Raw genomic sequence first — 17,443 nt, forward strand, 5'->3', positions numbered from 1 at the left:
AGCAGCCTAAAGATTAATATTTTACCTTTGTAATTATGATGAAATATTTTTGGAGCATATTTGTTGCGGTTTTTGCACTGGTAAGTTGTAAAAGTGATGATGATTCTTTGCAGAGAGTGGATCAGGTACTTAATATCTATATGAAAAATAGTGCCGGTCAGGATCTTCTGAACAATAAACTTACAGGATCTTACACCGGGTTTTCCGTGAACGATGTTTTTGGAACAAAAGATATTGCTCCGGTAAGTATTTCGTTACGAACGTCACCCGAGTCATTATTCTATATGGAATATCTCGCAGGCGCAAAGAGAAGAAGATTAGATTCTATAAGCCCAGAAAATCCGGGAACAGGTAATTCATACTATTCCAGAATGCGGATTACGTTTACAAAAAGTACTAATGTAAGTGATAATGTGATAGGATTGCTGGAAGTTCAGTATCGTAATACGCCCACAGCGTTTCAGGTTTCAAAAGTATTGTATGACGGAAACGAAGTGTTTTCAAAAAGTGCTGATGCACCAACTTCGATAAATACCATTACTATCACAAAATAATTTTTAAATTTGCACAATTGTTAGCTTATTATAAGCTAAACATCTAATATTTAACATCTAAATAAAATGTTACAAGTCAATTTTTTGCGCGACAATAAAGAACGCGTTTTAGAAGGTCTTAAGAAAAGACAATTCAAAAATCTTGAGTTGGTAGACGAGGCTATCGCTGCCGACGACGAAAGAAAAAGAATCCAGTTTGAACTAGATTCCCAGCTTTCCGAAATCAATAAAATTTCGAAAGAAATTGGACTTTTGATGAAAGAAGGGAAAAAAGAAGAAGCGGAGTCTGCAAAATCTAAAACAGCACAATACAAAGAGTCGAGCTCAGAATTGAAATCTCAATTAGAAGTTAAAGAAAATGACTTACTGAATATTCTGTACCAGCTTCCAAACATTCCAAATGAATTGGTAAAAAGCGGCGTTTCTGCTGATGATAATGAAAATATTTTCCAGTCTCATCCCGTAGAAGGTCTTGGTGAAGGAGCTATTCCTCACTGGGAACTGGCCAAAAAATACAATCTGATCGATTTTGAATTAGGAGTGAAAATTGCAGGAGCAGGTTTTCCTGTTTATTTAGGAAAAGGAGCAAGATTGCAGAGAGCTTTGGTTCAGTATTTCTTAGATAAAAACGTAGAAAAAGGATATACGGAAGTGAACCCTCCTCACGTTGTGAATGAAGCGTCAGGTTTCGGAACCGGGCAGCTGCCTGATAAAGAAGGACAGATGTATTATATCAACGAAGACAAACTATACCTGATTCCTACGGCAGAAGTTCCTGTAACGAACCTTTACCGTGATGTATTGCTTGATGAGAAAGATCTTCCGATCAAAAATACGGCATTCTCTCAGTGTTACAGAAGAGAAGCGGGAAGCTACGGAGCTCACGTAAGAGGGCTGAACCGTCTTCACCAGTTTGAAAAAGTAGAGATCGTAAGAATTGAAAAACCTGAAAATTCTTATGCTGTTTTGGAAGAAATGGTAGAGCATATCAAAGAAATCCTTACAGATCTTGAACTTCCTTTCAGAGTATTAAGACTTTGTGGTGGTGATACAGGTTTTGCTGCTGCCATGACGTATGACTTTGAAGTTTGGAGTGCAGCTCAGGAAATGTGGCTGGAAGTAAGCTCTGTGTCTAACTTTGAAACGTTCCAGGCAAACAGATTAAAGTGCCGTTACAAAGCAGATGGGAAATCTCAGTTGGTTCACACTCTAAATGGGTCAGCAATGGCTTTACCAAGAATTATGGCAGCATTGCTTGAGAATAACCAGACAATAGATGGAATTAAGCTCCCTAAGAAGATTGCAGAATATGCAAGATTTGATGTAATTAACTAAGTTTAGAAAAAGCTTAGCATACAATAAAAACCCACCGAAATTCGGTGGGTTTTGTTTTTTTCTGTAATGATAATAATTCTTTTATCAGTGTTTTGTATTTCTAATCTTTATCATAAATGACTTTCAGATCCTATTTTATTCTTATCGAATAATCATTTAAATTGATATTGTCCATCTTTCCTTCATATTTCTTGTTTTTTTTGCATGTGATATCAAACTTTTTAGCTCTTTTTTCTGTCTTTTTTTCTAAATAAATACTGCTTTTAAGGAGAAAAAAACATAATTAAGACACTAAAAAGTGTTTTCTTTGTATTTTATTTATAATTGAATATTGTTATTTATTTTATTATAAAAGGTTTAGTATTTATATAATTTAATAATATTTTGTTGATATCGTTGATTTTAATTCAATTAATTATTTGATTGTCAAATGTTAAATTTTGTTAAATCTAATTGGTTTATCGAATTAATTTATACATTTGAAAAAGAAACGGAGTAATACTTAGGTATTGTATATTTAATTTATGATTGTATTGTGATAAATGTAATTTAAATAATTGTATTGTTGTAATAATTCTATTTTGATTATATGATTTTTGAGAATTTATTCTAAATAATAAAATAAATTACTATGAAAAATTTAAAATCATTATCTGATTTCCAGAGTGAGATCAAAAACAAAAAAATTTCAAGAGAATCTATGAAAACTATTGCTGGAGGGAAAAGAGTTATCCAGCATACAAAACGTTCAGATAATGGAGGTGCTGACACTGTCTTATTTACTTATGATGAGTCCGGGCATTTACTAGGTACTGAATGCTGGTCTGGATGTTAAGATAATCACTTTAAACGTAATTGACTACCATTTTGGTAGTCATTTTTATATATGATATTAATAATTTCTGATGAATATGATACTTCAACTAATACTGTAATTGATTGGTTGGATTACTTTCAAATAGATTGGGTAAGGATTAATGATTCGGATGAATGCGAGTTATCTGCTATTGATTCAAAAACTTTTATAAAGTTTAAAAATACCATTCTTGATATAGACGGAATAGAGGCAGTGTGGTACAGAAGAGGCTTTATTTCTGTTGGAGATTTTAAGAGATCTGAAACACCTCAATTGAATTCCTATTTATCTCAAAACAAAAGCATTTTGCATGAATTTCTTCAATATAAATTATCTGATAAAAGGCACATTAATTCTTTTTACAAAGCAAATGTGAATAAATTGATTGTGAATGATATTGCAAAGGAAGTGGGTTTGAAAATTCCAGACTCCTATATCAATAACAAGCTTTTGAAGGATAAGAAGTATAAAAAAACGATTACAAAACCCATTACCCCAAGTTTTTTGGCAGGCATAGATGATATAAGAATTGATTCATATACTAAGATCTTAGAAGAGAATTCTATTAAAAATTTCAATACCTCGTTGATCCAGGAATATATTGAGAAAAAATTTGAGATCAGAACATTTTATCTTTTGGGAAAATGTTGGAGTATGGCGATTTTCTCACAATCGGATAGTAAAACTCAGGTAGATTTTAGGAGGTATAATGGCGATATACCCAATAGAAATGTTCCTTTCAAGCTTCCCGAGTCGATCGAAAACAGGATTGATCAGCTCATGAAGAAAGTTTCTTTAGAAAGTGGTTCGATTGATCTGATGTATTCCACGGATAATGAATTTTATTTTTTAGAAGTTAATCCTGTAGGTCAATTTGAGATGGTATCATTTCCATGTAATTATCATTTAGAAAAAGAAATTGTATTACATTTAAATAGCGAATATGAAAAAGAAGACTAATGTTGATAGCATTGTACATGAAATTGAAGCCAATCACAGCAAATTACCTCTGTTTTTCCAGGAACTTGAATTTAAAAAGACGAAATTATCGAAAACCTCTGACAGAAAAATTTCATCAAGTTATTATAACACCAAAAAACTAGAAGCTTTTAACTTCTATAAGCCTATTTTAAGAATAGAAAAATGAAGAATGATTATTTTAGATTCTTTACGAATTGTATTGTCACAAAAGGGTATACGAAATCTATTATCAGTGATATCCAGAGGGAAAAATCGGAATTTATACCCAATTCCTTAGCGGAAGTTATTGAAAGACTCAATGAAAAAGAAAGTTTACTTTCTCTTTATAAAGAGTATGGAGAAGAAAACAAAGAAATAATTGACGAGTATTTGGATTTTTTGGTTCAGGAAGGGTATGGCTTTTATTGTAGTGGGGAAGAGTTTGACATGTTTATTGATTTAGATCTGAAATATCAGAATCCGGATCGAATTTCAAATACAATTATTGAAATAAAAAAAGATGAACTACACTCTCTGAAAAGAGCTATTTCACAGATGGAAAAAATTGGCTGTAAGTTCGTTGCGTTAGTTTGTTATGAAAGTTTAGAGCCTAATGATTTTGACACTATCAGGCAAATGTTTGATGATACAATTGTAGTATCAGTTGAAATCATTTCCCAATATTCAGATCGCTATACAGATAATACGATTCAAGAAATAAGTGAGAAATTTAGAAGGCTTAGTTCTTTATTTCTATTTAATTCTCCTCCCAAAATGAAATTGAGGACGAAGAAAATATATTGTGAAGTAACATTTTCTTCCAAAAAATATACAAACTTTAGTTTTTGTGGTGGAGTTTCATCTGATTATTTCCAGACAAACCTTCCTAAAGTTTTAGAAGCAATGAACTATAATTCATGTCTTAATAAGAAAATAGCAGTAGATATAAATGGAAATATAAAAAACTGTCCATCTATGCCTCAATATTTTGGGAATATCAACGACACTACTTTGGAAGAGGTTCTGAAAGACAAAAATTTTAAACAGTATTGGAATATCACCAAAGATGAAATAGAAGCATGCAAAGACTGTGAATTCCGTTATATATGTACTGATTGCAGGGCTTACACAGAACGAAGCCACATAAATAAGCATGAACTCGACGTGTCAAAACCTTTAAAATGTGGCTATGACCCATATTCAGGCGTGTGGAAAGAATGGAGTAAGAACCCTTTGAAGAAAAAAGCAATCAGTTATTATGGAATATAGCTGCCCTATAGTATTTCTAATTTTTTCTAAACACTAAAATCAGGTCTTATGATATTATTTAATAGGGGTTGAAGACAGTATAGCATTATTCAGTAACGATAATAATCTTTTTATCAGCGTTTGTAAGTTTTGGGGTTTTATCATAAATGGCTTTCAAATCATATTCTATTCTTACCGAATGATTATCAATCTGCTTCAGCCAGTCGTGTTTTCCTGAAATTGATTGTATTGGGTTTTCAAACCTTATTGTGGTCCCGATCTTTTTGAAAAACATGATCATCATACCTCCGATCTTCTCAGTCTCTTCCTTTGAGCTTTTAGTTCGGATGGCTTCTTCAATACTTTTAAGGTTAAAATTTTCGGTATTGATGGTTAATGTTTTTCCATCCCAATTATTGTAAATATTCTGATCTAGGGGTAATTTTTCTGTTTTTGTAAAGTTTTTCAATGCCTGATAATCCTCCTGAGCAAAATGTTCCATTTTAAAAGAAAAACCTGCCAGCTTATTATCTTCTTTCGTTGATTTCATGAAGATCTTTTTCATAATCTTGATAGAATCCGGATTTTCAGTTTTTAATTTTCCTTCCTGCTTGGCAAGATCATACATACTCGTCCAGGTAGTCGGGAGTCTGTCCATTTCTCCAAATTCTTTCTGCTTTAGTGAGTCTGGTGTCATGGCCATCATTTCTTCCATAAATTCTTTCGTCTCGATATCGGTAATGGAGGTAGAAGCGGCATCTTTATGATAGACAATTTCAGAATTGACACTACAAGACTGCAGTACAAAAAGGCTTATCAGGAATAAGACAATGGTTTTCTTCATGGTTTGTTTAAATACAAATTAATGGCAGTTAACAGCCCCGTTTGGATCTTTGATGATGGTCATGGCTTCAGCCTTCGGAGAAACATAAGGAATTCCCAGTTCAAGACCTCTAAGAATAAATAGTCCTCCTAAAATAATCATGATGACCGGAACAGCTTTCAAAACCTTTACCCTGAAGGCCTGATTCATGAGATTTCCCGCTAAAACGATAGCAAACATGAATGGAAGGGTTCCCAGACCAAATAAAGCCATATATAAAGCTCCTTGCCATATTCCTCCTCCTGCGAGGCTGGCGGTAAGAGCCATATAAACCATTCCACATGGTAAAAAGCCATTCAGGATTCCTGTAGTAAATCTTGAGCGGTAATCTGCTTTCTGAAGCAATCGGCCTAAATTTAATTTAACAGTGTACAGAAATTTAGACAGAAAAGGGATTTTTGAAGCAAAATCTTTTCCTCCAAATGAAAATACAGCCATAATAATCAGCAGTACTCCCGCGGTAATTGTCAGGTATTGCTGAAAGCCTGCCATTTCAAATCCTTGTCCTATAATCCCCAGAAGTGCACCCAATAATGAATAGGTGAAAATTCTTCCGAATTGGTAAGTAAGGTTCTGAAGATAAAAATTGGCAGCCTGCTTTTTGGTTAATCCCATCGATAAAGCAATAGGTCCGCACATTCCGATACAATGAAAACCGGAAGCAAAGCCTAAAGCAATAGCCGATACAATAAGTCCTATTTCCATATCACATCATAATCCATTCTGTAGTCTGTCTTATCTTTGGTCCAGCTCAGTCTTAATGTATAGTTTCCTATTTTTAATACCTGTCCGGGTATTATGAAAGACTGACTGGCGTCAAGCTGTACAGATTTTTTAATATCTAAATTCTGGTCGTCGGTTCTGTTTAAAACAAATTTTACCGTAGTGTTTGAGTTATTATATTCTTTTGGAAAAGTAATTTTAATTCCTTTGGTATCCTGACTGTATACCGGTTTTTCCTGTAAATCATCAGCCTTTTTCTTGGCGTCAATCACATCCTGATACTTCAATTCCTCTTCGTAATAGTTATCGGTTACCATTTCAGAATTCTTCTGCCCGTTCGGAAAAAGAAATAACATGGATAATATAAAAATTATGAATGATAGTAATGCAATTACAACACCGTGTCCCCAACTAAAGTTCTTCATTTTTTTTCTAATTAAAATTGCAGTTTGAATGGTCCTTCAAAATATGTCTGGTATGAGTCTATCAATTTACCTTTCATATCATAAACGCCAATAGTAATATTTTGTTTAGAGAGTTTCATTTCATCTTCCGGGAAGCTGATATTGACTGTTCCCTTAGTAATTTTATCTCTATCTACCTGTATTTTACTTGATGCACTGTAAGTGATCTCACCATGTACAGGATCAATTACTTTGATGGTAACGATTTTTTTCTCGTTGGTTTTATTAAGGAAAGTATAATTATAAGTATTGGTAATTTTACCGTCTCTTACAAAGAATGTGCTGCCTGCCGGTTTGATGAATTTAGCTTCCATTTCACCACGGCTGTATAACAGATAGCCAAGGAATCCAACCAAAATGAATAAGAATATAGAGAATCCTTTCATTCTTCCTGTGAATTTAAACTGAGTTTGCTGTTCAATTTCATTCTCGGAAGCATATCTTACCAATCCTTTAGGAAGACCTACTTTTTCCATCACTTCATCACAAGCATCGATACAGGCTGTACAGTTGATACATTCCAATTGCTGTCCGTCTCTGATGTCAATTCCTGTAGGACATACCACTACACATTGGTGACAGTCTATACAATCTCCTTTACCTGCCGCTTTTCTGTCTTCTCCTTTTCTCCATTTTGATCTGTTCTCTCCTCTTTTGAAGTCGTAGAAAACATTGATAGTATCTTTATCAATCAATACTCCCTGAAGTCTTCCATAAGGACAAACCAACGTACAAACCTGTTCTCTGAACCATGCAAATACAAAATAGAATGCAGCTGCAAGCAGAATCATTACGATGAAATTGGTAGGGTGTGTAAATGGTCCTTCCCCAATAATTTTGAATACCTGTTCATATCCTACGATATACATAAACATGAAGTGGGTAATGATCAAGGAAATGATGACATAAACAGTCCATTTCAAACTTCTCTTCCAGATTTTTTCAGTATTCCATTCCTGTCTGTCCAGCTTCATCTGCTTGTTTCGGTCACCTTCAATCAGATATTCGATTTTACGGAAGATCGATTCCATAAAAATTGTCTGAGGGCAAATCCACCCGCAGAAAATTCTTCCGAACGCAATCGTAAAAACAATAATAAAAATTAAAGATGCGATCGCACCTAAAGTAAGGATAAAAAAGTCCTGTGGATAGAAAGGCTGTCCAAAGATGAAAAATTCTCTGTCTATAACATTGAACAACAATAATGGGTTACCATTGATTTTAATAAATGGTAACGTAAAATAAATAATTAATAAGAGATAACTTACAATGTTTCTATAGTTGGTATATTTTCCTTTTGGCTTTCTTGGAAAAACCCATCTTCTCTTTCCGGATTGCTCCATTGTCCCTATAGAATCTCTGTAAGTCTCAGGGTCCAGAACCTGTCCCTGTCCGCCTCGTACTTCTAATTCTTCTATGTCTGACATTTTGTAATGTGTTTAAAAAAGAAAAAACATAATTCGTTACTATTTTTAAGGTAATAACAAATTATGTTTTTTTCATATGTTTCTAATTTTTCTAAATTATTCTTTTTCCCAATGTGCTTCTTCACCATATGGTGTAGCTCCTCCTTGTGCCGGAGTAATTGGTGGCTGCTCTTGGTTGATGTGGTAAACATATGCTGCAACATTTTGGATGTCAGCACCTGTTAATACTCCATTTTTACCCCAAGCCTGCATTGCTGTACCTGTTACCCCATTTTCTACAACGTGGAATACGTTTTTGAATAATGTTTTTTCAGGCTGATTGTGCCAGAAGTTGTCAGTAAGGTTTGGACCAATACCCCCTCTACCACCATCAGAGTGACAAGAAATACAGTTTGTTTTGAATACTTCCTCACCTGCAGCAATGTTATCAGCTGAATATTTTGCTGATTCAATGGTTACAGGAGGTTGTTCTTTCATGTACTTATCAATGCTTGCCAGCTGCTCCTTATACTCTTGCTCATACTCGCTTAGAGGGTGTGCAAAATCTGTGAAAGAGAAAGCTGCAATATATACAATACAAAAAGCAGTCCCAAAATAGAATAAACCTACCCACCATTTTGGTAATTGGTTATCCAACTCCATGATCCCATCAAAACCGTGGTCAATAAGGATGTCTTTTTCCTCAGTTTCTGATTGCTTTTTGAAAGCTGCATCATACATTCTTCTTAGGAAAGGAACTTTCTTTTCAGCTAGATAAGCCGCTTTTTCTTCTGGAGATAATTTTTTGAACTTGTTATTTTCAATCAAATCTCCAATGGCACTGTGGATATACGCCAGGATACCAGCGATTACAACAGTTCCCCAGAAGTAAGGCGAAGCTAGGAACGCGTAGCTCTGTACAAACAAATAATAAAAAACGATTAAAAGTCCGATTATTATTAAAATGTTTACGATAACAGGTGTTCTTTGTTTCATAAAAATAGTTTAATTTTTTAAATTAAAATCGTCATCCTCATCATCCCCAAGTGGTGCCTCTTCCTCCTCTTTGTAATATTTTTTAGGTCTGCTAAAAACATAGATTACTAGAGCGACGAAGAACAGCATAAAGAAAATCAGAGCCAACGTCTGGTAAAAGCCAGCGTTTTCTGTATTGGATAATATATCTTTAAAGTTCTGAGGAATCATATGAACCTTTTAATGTTTTTAGTTATTACTTGCTGTTTTGATTTCAGTTGTTTTGATATCGGTACCTAATCTCTGAAGATAAGAAATAAGAGCTACAATTTCTTTTTTCTCTAATTCTCCCTGAGGTCTCTTAGCATAAGCCACCTTAAGGTCATTTGCTTCTTTGAAGATATCTTTTACAATTTTTGCTGATTGGTTGTTAGCCCATTTGTCTGCAGAATCGATTTGAGCCTTAGTATAAGGTACATCGAATACATTTTTCATCAGCTTCATTTTGTCTACCATCTTAGTTCTGTCTAAGTCTGTAGCAATTAACCATGGGTAACGAGGCATGATTGAACCTGCAGAAGTAGATCTCGGGTTATACATGTGTTTGTAATGCCAAGAACTTGGGTTTTTACCACCTTCTCTATGCAAATCCGGACCTGTTCTCTTAGATCCCCATAGGAATGGTCTATCGTATACGAATTCTCCAGCTTTGGAGTATTGTCCGTTTTTACCGTTGAATCTTGTGATCTCATCTCTGAACGGTCTTACCATCTGAGAGTGACAAGCGTTACATCCTTCACGGATATAAATATCTCTACCTTCAAGTTCTAGCGGTGAATAAGGCTTCACTGCAGAAATGGTAGGTACACTTTTCTTAAGAGATAGTGTAGGGATAATTTCAATTGAACTACCAATAGATATGGTGATGAAAGATAAAATACCTAATAATACCGGAGTTCTTTCCAGCCAAAGGTGAGTACCTTCTCCTTCTTTTCTGTTTTTACTGATGTTTGCCAATGCAGGAGCTTCAGCAGGAACTTCTTTCTGGAATGATCCTTTTCTTACCGTAGCAATTACGTTAACGATCATTAGGATAGATCCTGAGATATAGAATAAACCTCCTACGAATCTCATTTTGAAGTAAGGAATAATTGCCGTTACAGTATCCAACCAGTTTTTCCATAATAATGTTCCGTCCGGGTTGAACTGCTTCCACATTAAACCTTGTGTAAATCCTGAAATATACATTGGAACTGCATAGAAGATAATTCCTAAAGTACCTAACCAGAAATGCCAGTTAGCTAATTTCACAGACCAAAGTTTTGTTCTCCACATGATGGGTACCAAATAATAGATAACCCCGAATGCCATGAAACCATTCCATCCAAGAGCTCCTAAGTGTACGTGACCGATAACCCAGTCTGTAAAGTGACCAATTTTGTTGATGTTTTTAGTTGCTAAAAGCGGTCCTTCAAACGTTGCCATACCATAACAAGTAACAGCTACTACGAAGAACTTAAGGATAGGGTTTTCTCTTACTTTATCCCAAGCTCCTCTTAAAGTAAGAAGACCATTTAACATTCCTCCCCAAGATGGTGCAATAAGCATGATAGAGAACCCTGTTCCTACCGCCTGAGCCCAAGCTGGAAGAGCTGTATACTGAAGGTGGTGAGGACCAGCCCAGATATATACGAAAATTAATGACCAGAAGTGAATAATAGACAGTTTATAAGAGAATACCGGTCTGTCTGCAGCCTTCGGAAGGAAGTAATACATTAAACCAAGTACCGGAGTTGTCAATACGAATGCTACCGCATTGTGTCCGTACCACCACTGTACAATCGCATCTTTTACCCCTGCATACGCTGAATAAGATTTCCAGCCTGTGAAAGATAAAGGTACTTCTAGGTTGTTGAAGATGTGAAGCATTGCTACTGCAATCCAGGTACCAATGTAGAACCATATTGCTACATAAAGGTGTCTCACTCTTCTCTTCGAAATAGTCAGGAACATATTGATACCAAAAATGATCCATGAGAATGCGATCAATATGTCGATCGGCCACTCGTGTTCTGCGTATTCCTTAGAGGTATTGATCCCCATAAAGAATGTAACGAACGTAGCAACGATCATAAACTGCCAAGTCCAGAAATGTAACCATGACAATGTATCACTGTACATTCTTGTTTTTAATAATCTCTGTAATGAGTAATAAATACCCGTGTAAACAATGTTACAAACAAATGCAAAGATTACTGTGTTGGTGTGCAACATTCTGATTCTACCAAAACCAAATGCACCATGAGTGTTTATTAACCCCTCAATATTACCCGATGCCAAACTTTTGATGGTCGTGTCATCTGTCCCGAAAAAGAATTCAGGTAGTTCCGGGTAGAAAAGCATTAATGCCGCCGTAAGCCCGAACGTAAATCCAATGAGACCGAAAACTAAGGTCGCATAAAGGAACGCACGGACAATACTATTGTCATAACTAAACTTTTGTGTTTCCATATCAACTATTCACTATTTTTCTCAATTTTTATTATTTTCTCCTATTTCTTTCTCGTCTTTATCTTTGTCGCCGCTTTCATCATTTTCTTTGACTCTTTCATCATCAAAAAGGATTCTGACAGCTGGAGATTCATCATCTTCAAACTGTCCTTTTCGGGCATACACTATAAATACGACCAAGAAAATCGCAGCTAAAGAAACACTGCAGAGGATCATTAAATATAGAATATCCATTGGACAACAAAATTAACCTATTTTCGGGGTTCAAATTTAGTGAAAAATAATGACATTCATCACGAAATGCCGATTTCAGCTAATTTAAAATCAGTCTAAATAAGGGCCTTTAAGCCTGCTTTTTGAAATATTTCCGACCTAAAATCCAAGTTGAAACTGTAGTAAAGGTAACCACTGTGATCGAACTGATTGGCATAATGATTGCTGCGAACAGCGGATGCATATGCCCTGTAACTGCGTAACTTAAACCAACAATATTGTACAGAAAACTGATTATAAATGTCATTTTCACAATGGTGATAGAGCCTTTACAAACATTCAGATAATTGTCCAGGGTGACTACTTTATCGCCATTCATGATGACGTCAGAGGATGGTGTAAAACTGTTGGTGTCGTCGGCAATAGCAATCCCTACATTGCTCTGTTTTAAAGCACCGGCATCATTAAGACCGTCTCCAAGCATTGCCACCTTCATATGCTGATCCTGAAGGGTTTTAATATAATTCAGTTTGTCTTCCGGGCTCTGGTTAAAGGCCATTCCTTTATAATTTGGAATAAGCTCCTTAAGCTGGTTTTCTTCTGAGGAATTGTCTCCGCTCAGGATAAATATTTTGTAGTGGGTTAGTTTTGTAAAAAGCTCTTTCAGTTTCGGACGGTATTCATTCTTAAAGATGAATTTACCTAAATATTCACCATTTTTACTGATATAAACTGCTGTTTCAAGGTTTTTAGGCTCCTGGTTGTTATACCGTGCGGATCCGATTTTATAAAGATTTCCTCTGACACTGGCTTCATATCCTTTTCCTGAAATTTCAATGAAATTCTCTACTGGGAAATAATCATCGCTTACCTCAATAAACTCATATAATGACTTTGAAAGCGGGTGATTGGAGTTCTTTAATAGTGTTTTGATATTCAAGGAATCAAACTCGTTGATCTCAGATCCGTCGTATTTGATATTTGATTTTTTTCTGTGGGTAATGGTTCCGGTTTTGTCAAAAACAATTGTATCAAGTTTCGCGATTTTTTCAATCGTTAAAGTATCTTTTACATAAAATTTATTCCGGCCTAAAATCCTCATAATGTGTCCGAAAGTGAACGGCGCAGATAAGGCAAGTGCACAAGGACATGCGATAATCAGGATGGCTGAAATAACCTGGAACATCGTATTCAAATCAATAAAATACCAATAAGTTCCTGCGGCTAAAGCGATGCCTAAAATAATGAATGTGAAATATTTACTGACGTTGTTGGTCAGTGTGTCTAGTCCTGTTTCATGTTTTTTAAATGCTTCTTTATTCCAAAGCTGCGTTAAATAACTTTGATCTACGTTTTTAATCACCTCAAGTTCTAAAGAAGATCCTACCTGTTTTCCTCCCGCGAAGATTTTATCTCCGGGTTGTTTGCTGATGCTTTCGCTTTCTCCGGTTATAAAACTGTTATCAATATTTCCTTCTCCGTTAATCAAAATTCCATCAACGGGTATGATTTCCTGATTTCTAACTAGAATTCGATCACCAACTTTTATTTCAGACAGTAAGATATTTTCCTGTTTTCCTTCAAAATCCACTTTCGTTACGGCAATCGGGTAGAAAGATTTGTAATCTCTGTCATAGGAAAGAGCACTGTATGTTCTTTTTTGGAAAATTTTTCCGAGAAGCATGAAGAACAAAAGTCCACAAAGAGTATCGAAATATCCTGGACCATAATCTGTTACCACTTCATAAATACTTCTTCCGTATAGAACAAAGATTCCTAAAACAATCGGAACATCAATGTTGACGATCTTATTTTTTAAACCGTACCATGCAGATTTATAATAATCAGAAGCTGAGTAAAATACAACAGGTGTCGCCAGAAGGAATATCAAGGTTCTAAATAAGCCTTTATAATGTTCCATCCAGTAATCTTCACCTCCAATATATTCAGGAAAGGCAAGGAACATTCCGTTACCAAAAGCAAAGGCGGCAATGGCAAATTTTACTAATAAAGACTTGTCGAGATGATCTTCATTTTTATCCGCCGTTTCAAGGCTGATAACCGGTTTATATCCTAGATTGGTTAAAAATTTAGCAAGTTCGCTTAATTTCAGATCGTTATGATTGAATGAGATCTGTAAGGTCTTTCTTGTGAAATTAACCTGCGAATATTTAATATGCTTATTTAATGTGTGAAGGCTTTCCAATAGCCAGATACACGAAGAACAGTGAATTACAGGGATTTTGAATGTAACAAGACTGGTGCTTCCTTCAGAAAAATCAGTGACTTTTTCAAAAATTTCAGGAGTGTCCAGGTAATCAAATTGGTTAGAATTCTCATCGTTCGGACGAATTCCTGCCCCTTTATTAAGCTCATAAAAGTTGCTTAAATTATTCGTGTTTAGAATTTCATAAACAGACTTACATCCGTTACAACAGAAAGTCCTTTCATCAAATAAAATTCTCTCTTTTTCTATACCTTGACCACAATGAAAACAGTTCTCGCTCACCACCATAATATATTGAACGACAAAATTATAACAATTTTTTTTGTTTATCGCGTTAAAAAGTTCTATTTTTGTGATAAATATCATATAAAATGCCGCAGGAACAACAGATAGCAATTGAAGAGAGGTTCGCCAAAGTTTTTAATGATAAATCATTTAAGGAAAGACTTTCTAGCGCAGATTTTGAAAAATACATTAATGGCAAGAAGAGACTGAGTTTTCAGAAACATGATACCATTTTCGAGGATGGTGAAACTCCCAAAGGAGTATTTGTTCTGGAAAAAGGGGCTGCCAAACTTTCGAAATCAGGAGCGTTCGGGAAAGATCAGATTTTAAGATTTATCAAAGAGGGGGATATCATCGGCTATCGTTCTTTGCTTTGCGGGGAAAATTTCCAGGCCAAAGCAGAAGCCATGACAGATATTGAATGTGTTTTCTTACCTGCAGATATCTTTATGTATCTGTTAGAGGTAGATCCACAGCTGTCTTTCGTAATGCTTCAAAAAATCTCATACGAATTAGGTGAATCTTCAAATACCATTACTTTCCTTGCCCAGAAAACGGTAAGAGAAAGACTGGCAGAAATTCTTTTGCTTTTGGAGCAGAAGTTAGGAGTAGATCCTGAAGGGTTCATTAAGATCTCATTGACGAGAGAAGAAATTGCCAATATTATCGGTACGGCTACAGAAAGTGCCATCCGCCTGATCTCAGAATTCAAACAGGATAGCCTGATTGAAGTAGACGGAAGAAATATCAAGATTCTAAACCACGACAAACTCATGAAACTCGGTCACGTAGTTTTATAAAATCATACAAAACTTAAGTCGGCCGAAGGCCGACTTTTTAACTTTTAAAATAGATAAATTATGTCTGTTCACTCTGAAATTAAAAAAGTTACGACTGAAACCTTGCGTAAAATGAAATTCGACAAGGAGAAAATAACAATGCTTACAGCCTATGATTTTACCACAGCAAAGATGGTAGATGCAGGTGGAGTAGATGCTATTTTGATTGGAGACTCTGCGGCGAATGTAATGGCTGGTTTTGAAACTACATTGCCGATTACACTCGATCAAATGATCTATCATGCCCAGAGTGTGGTAAGAGGAACCGACAGAGCTTTGGTGGTAGCAGACTTACCTTTCGGAACTTATCAGAGTAATCCTGAAAAAGCATTGGAATCTGCAGTAAGGATGATGAAGGAAGGAGGAGCACATGCTGTAAAAATTGAAGGTGGTAAAGAAATTTCCAAGTCTATCAAAAAAATTATCAATGCAGGTATCCCGGTAATGGGGCATTTGGGATTAACACCACAATCAATCTATAAATTCGGAACCTATAAAGTAAGAGCTAAAGAAGAAGCAGAAGCTGAAAAATTGATTGCTGATGCACAGCTTTTAGAAGAATTAGGCTGTTTCTCTGTAGTATTGGAAAAAATACCTGCAGAATTAGCGAAAAAGGTTACAGAAAGTATTTCTATTCCTACCATTGGAATAGGGGCCGGAGCAGATTGTGACGGACAGGTTTTGGTATATCATGATATGGTAGGAATGAACAAAGGTTTCAGCCCGAAATTCTTAAGAAGATACCTTGACCTTTACACAGAAATTACAGGAGCGGTTGCTCAATATGTAAAAGATGTGAAGAGTGTAGAGTTTCCAAACGAAAACGAAAGCTATTAATCCATGCAAAATCAACAACAATCTATCCAGGGAATATTATCCATTGCAGCACTGATTTGTCTTGCGATCGGGTGGTTCAATTTATTTTCTCCGGAAATCAATCATTTACTTTCAAGAAAGGTTTTCTATGTCTTGATAGGTGCCAGTTTCTTTATTCAGGCTCCATTGCTTACCAACAAAAACTTTGTTTATGCAATGTATGCTGCAGCAGCTATTTGTGTAATCGGAGCTTTTATACCGGAAGATTCAAAGCTTTCAGCCGTTAAAACAGCAGGGCTTCTGGCAGGGATTATTCTGTCATTATCCAATAGAAGAAGATAGACTGAAAAAGTATGAAGGAGCAGATTATATATGAAGACAATCATCTTCTGGTGATCAATAAAAAAGTCGGTCAGCTCGTACAGGGCGATAAAACCGGCGATGAATCACTATTAGAATCCATCAAGAATTTTATCAAAATAAGAGATGCTAAGCCGGGAAATGTTTTTCTCGGCTTGGTGCATCGTATAGACCGCCCTACATCAGGCTTGGTGATCTATACAAAAACTTCCAAAGCACTTTCCCGTCTTACCCAGATGGTGAAAAACCGTGAAGTAAAAAAAACGTATTGGGCTGTTGTGGGAAAAGAAATGATTCCACAAAGTCAAAGACTGGTTCATTACTTACAGAAGAACGAAAAAAATAATAAAGCGATTGTCTTTACTAAAGTTACAGAGGGGGCAAAAGAAGCGATTCTGACCTATCATGTGATCAAAGCATTAGATAATTACTTGCTTCTTGAAATTGATCTTGAAACCGGGAGGCATCACCAGATCAGAGCTCAGTTGTCTAAAACAGGAATTCCTATCAAAGGGGATCTGAAATATGGTGCGCCACGTTCCAATCCTGATGGGGGAATTAATCTTCATGCCAGAAAACTGGAATTTATTCATCCGGTAACTAAAGAAAACATTGAAATCATAGCTCCTGTTCCGCAGAATGATGCGATTTGGAGAGCTTGTGAAGAATAGTGAAGAATGTAAATAAAAAAATAAAAAGTCCATTTCAATTTAGACTGCCCCCAAAAAGTTAGACACTTTTTAGGGGCATTTTTTATGTATAAAAAAGAAAAATTTAGCATTGATTTT

Annotated in this window: 19 protein-coding genes; 10 read left to right on the forward strand and 9 right to left on the reverse strand. The window is 35.5% G+C overall.

The window, feature by feature from the left end; translation table 11 throughout:
- Positions 1 to 35 precede the first annotated feature (35 nt).
- The 6 genes from AC07UM_RS22275 (at position 36) to gwsS (ending at position 4,974) form a co-directional block, all read left to right on the forward strand.
- A complete protein-coding gene (locus AC07UM_RS22275; protein ID WP_494684883.1) occupies positions 36 to 554 on the forward strand; it encodes a hypothetical protein in 519 nt (172 codons plus the stop codon).
- 66 nt (positions 555 to 620) lie between these two features.
- Positions 621 to 1,889: a serine--tRNA ligase gene (gene serS, locus AC07UM_RS22280; RefSeq protein WP_494684882.1), complete on the forward strand. Its 1,269-nt coding sequence runs from the start codon at positions 621 to 623 to the stop codon at positions 1,887 to 1,889.
- A gap of 631 nt (positions 1,890 to 2,520) precedes the next feature.
- On the forward strand, positions 2,521 to 2,724 hold the full coding sequence (locus tag AC07UM_RS22285; RefSeq protein ID WP_494684881.1) for a hypothetical protein: 204 nt from the start codon (positions 2,521 to 2,523) through the stop codon (positions 2,722 to 2,724).
- 51 nt (positions 2,725 to 2,775) lie between these two features.
- Positions 2,776 to 3,705, forward strand: a complete 930-nt coding sequence (gene gwsG, locus AC07UM_RS22290; RefSeq protein ID WP_494684880.1) for a grasp-with-spasm system ATP-grasp peptide maturase — start codon at positions 2,776 to 2,778, stop codon at positions 3,703 to 3,705.
- A complete protein-coding gene (locus tag AC07UM_RS22295; RefSeq protein ID WP_494684879.1) occupies positions 3,689 to 3,892 on the forward strand; it encodes a hypothetical protein in 204 nt (67 codons plus the stop codon). Before gwsG ends, AC07UM_RS22295 begins: the two co-directional genes overlap by 17 nt.
- On the forward strand, positions 3,889 to 4,974 hold the full coding sequence (gene gwsS / locus AC07UM_RS22300; protein WP_494684878.1) for a grasp-with-spasm system SPASM domain peptide maturase: 1,086 nt from the start codon (positions 3,889 to 3,891) through the stop codon (positions 4,972 to 4,974). Before AC07UM_RS22295 ends, gwsS begins: the two co-directional genes overlap by 4 nt.
- An 85-nt stretch (positions 4,975 to 5,059) precedes the next feature.
- Here the strand turns inward: gwsS and AC07UM_RS22305 are convergent, their stop codons facing one another.
- The 9 genes from AC07UM_RS22305 to AC07UM_RS22345 form a co-directional block, all read right to left on the reverse strand.
- Positions 5,060 to 5,797 carry a hypothetical protein gene (locus AC07UM_RS22305; protein WP_494684877.1) on the reverse strand — a complete coding sequence of 246 codons (738 nt, stop codon included), beginning with the start codon at positions 5,795 to 5,797 and terminating at the stop codon, positions 5,060 to 5,062.
- Between the two features lie 18 nt (positions 5,798 to 5,815).
- Positions 5,816 to 6,541, reverse strand: a complete 726-nt coding sequence (locus tag AC07UM_RS22310) for a sulfite exporter TauE/SafE family protein (protein WP_494684876.1) — start codon at positions 6,539 to 6,541, stop codon at positions 5,816 to 5,818.
- Positions 6,532 to 6,984, reverse strand: a complete 453-nt coding sequence (locus AC07UM_RS22315; protein ID WP_494684875.1) for a FixH family protein — start codon at positions 6,982 to 6,984, stop codon at positions 6,532 to 6,534. Before AC07UM_RS22315 ends, AC07UM_RS22310 begins: the two co-directional genes overlap by 10 nt.
- 11 nt (positions 6,985 to 6,995) lie before the next feature.
- Positions 6,996 to 8,450, reverse strand: coding sequence for a cytochrome c oxidase accessory protein CcoG (gene ccoG / locus AC07UM_RS22320; protein WP_494684874.1), 1,455 nt, complete (start codon positions 8,448 to 8,450; stop codon positions 6,996 to 6,998).
- A 96-nt stretch (positions 8,451 to 8,546) separates the two neighbouring features.
- Positions 8,547 to 9,425: a c-type cytochrome gene (locus tag AC07UM_RS22325; protein ID WP_494684873.1), complete on the reverse strand. Its 879-nt coding sequence runs from the start codon at positions 9,423 to 9,425 to the stop codon at positions 8,547 to 8,549.
- A gap of 9 nt (positions 9,426 to 9,434) precedes the next feature.
- Positions 9,435 to 9,635: a cbb3-type cytochrome oxidase subunit 3 gene (locus AC07UM_RS22330; RefSeq protein ID WP_076595423.1), complete on the reverse strand. Its 201-nt coding sequence runs from the start codon at positions 9,633 to 9,635 to the stop codon at positions 9,435 to 9,437.
- 18 nt (positions 9,636 to 9,653) lie between these two features.
- Positions 9,654 to 11,915: a cytochrome-c oxidase, cbb3-type subunit I gene (gene ccoN / locus AC07UM_RS22335; RefSeq protein ID WP_494684872.1), complete on the reverse strand. Its 2,262-nt coding sequence runs from the start codon at positions 11,913 to 11,915 to the stop codon at positions 9,654 to 9,656.
- A 21-nt stretch (positions 11,916 to 11,936) separates the two neighbouring features.
- Positions 11,937 to 12,149: a cbb3-type cytochrome oxidase assembly protein CcoS gene (ccoS, locus tag AC07UM_RS22340; protein ID WP_103232095.1), complete on the reverse strand. Its 213-nt coding sequence runs from the start codon at positions 12,147 to 12,149 to the stop codon at positions 11,937 to 11,939.
- Positions 12,150 to 12,258: 109 nt separating this feature from the next.
- Entirely contained in the window at positions 12,259 to 14,637 is a 2,379-nt protein-coding gene (locus AC07UM_RS22345; RefSeq protein WP_494684871.1) for a heavy metal translocating P-type ATPase, read from the reverse strand.
- Between the two features lie 89 nt (positions 14,638 to 14,726).
- On the opposite strand from AC07UM_RS22345, the gene AC07UM_RS22350 reads away from it, so the two are divergent.
- The 4 genes from AC07UM_RS22350 to AC07UM_RS22365 are packed head-to-tail and all read left to right on the forward strand — an operon-like array spanning position 14,727 to position 17,326.
- Positions 14,727 to 15,440 carry a Crp/Fnr family transcriptional regulator gene (locus AC07UM_RS22350; protein WP_109739126.1) on the forward strand — a complete coding sequence of 238 codons (714 nt, stop codon included), beginning with the start codon at positions 14,727 to 14,729 and terminating at the stop codon, positions 15,438 to 15,440.
- A 60-nt stretch (positions 15,441 to 15,500) separates the two neighbouring features.
- A complete protein-coding gene (panB, locus tag AC07UM_RS22355; protein WP_103232094.1) occupies positions 15,501 to 16,316 on the forward strand; it encodes a 3-methyl-2-oxobutanoate hydroxymethyltransferase in 816 nt (271 codons plus the stop codon).
- Between the two features lie 3 nt (positions 16,317 to 16,319).
- Entirely contained in the window at positions 16,320 to 16,637 is a 318-nt protein-coding gene (locus AC07UM_RS22360) for a hypothetical protein (protein ID WP_494684870.1), read from the forward strand.
- 11 nt (positions 16,638 to 16,648) lie between these two features.
- Positions 16,649 to 17,326, forward strand: a complete 678-nt coding sequence (locus AC07UM_RS22365; RefSeq protein ID WP_494684869.1) for an RluA family pseudouridine synthase — start codon at positions 16,649 to 16,651, stop codon at positions 17,324 to 17,326.
- The last annotated feature ends 117 nt before the right edge of the window (positions 17,327 to 17,443 follow it).

The organism is Chryseobacterium sp. GW821-FHT04C04 (assembly GCF_059420365.1).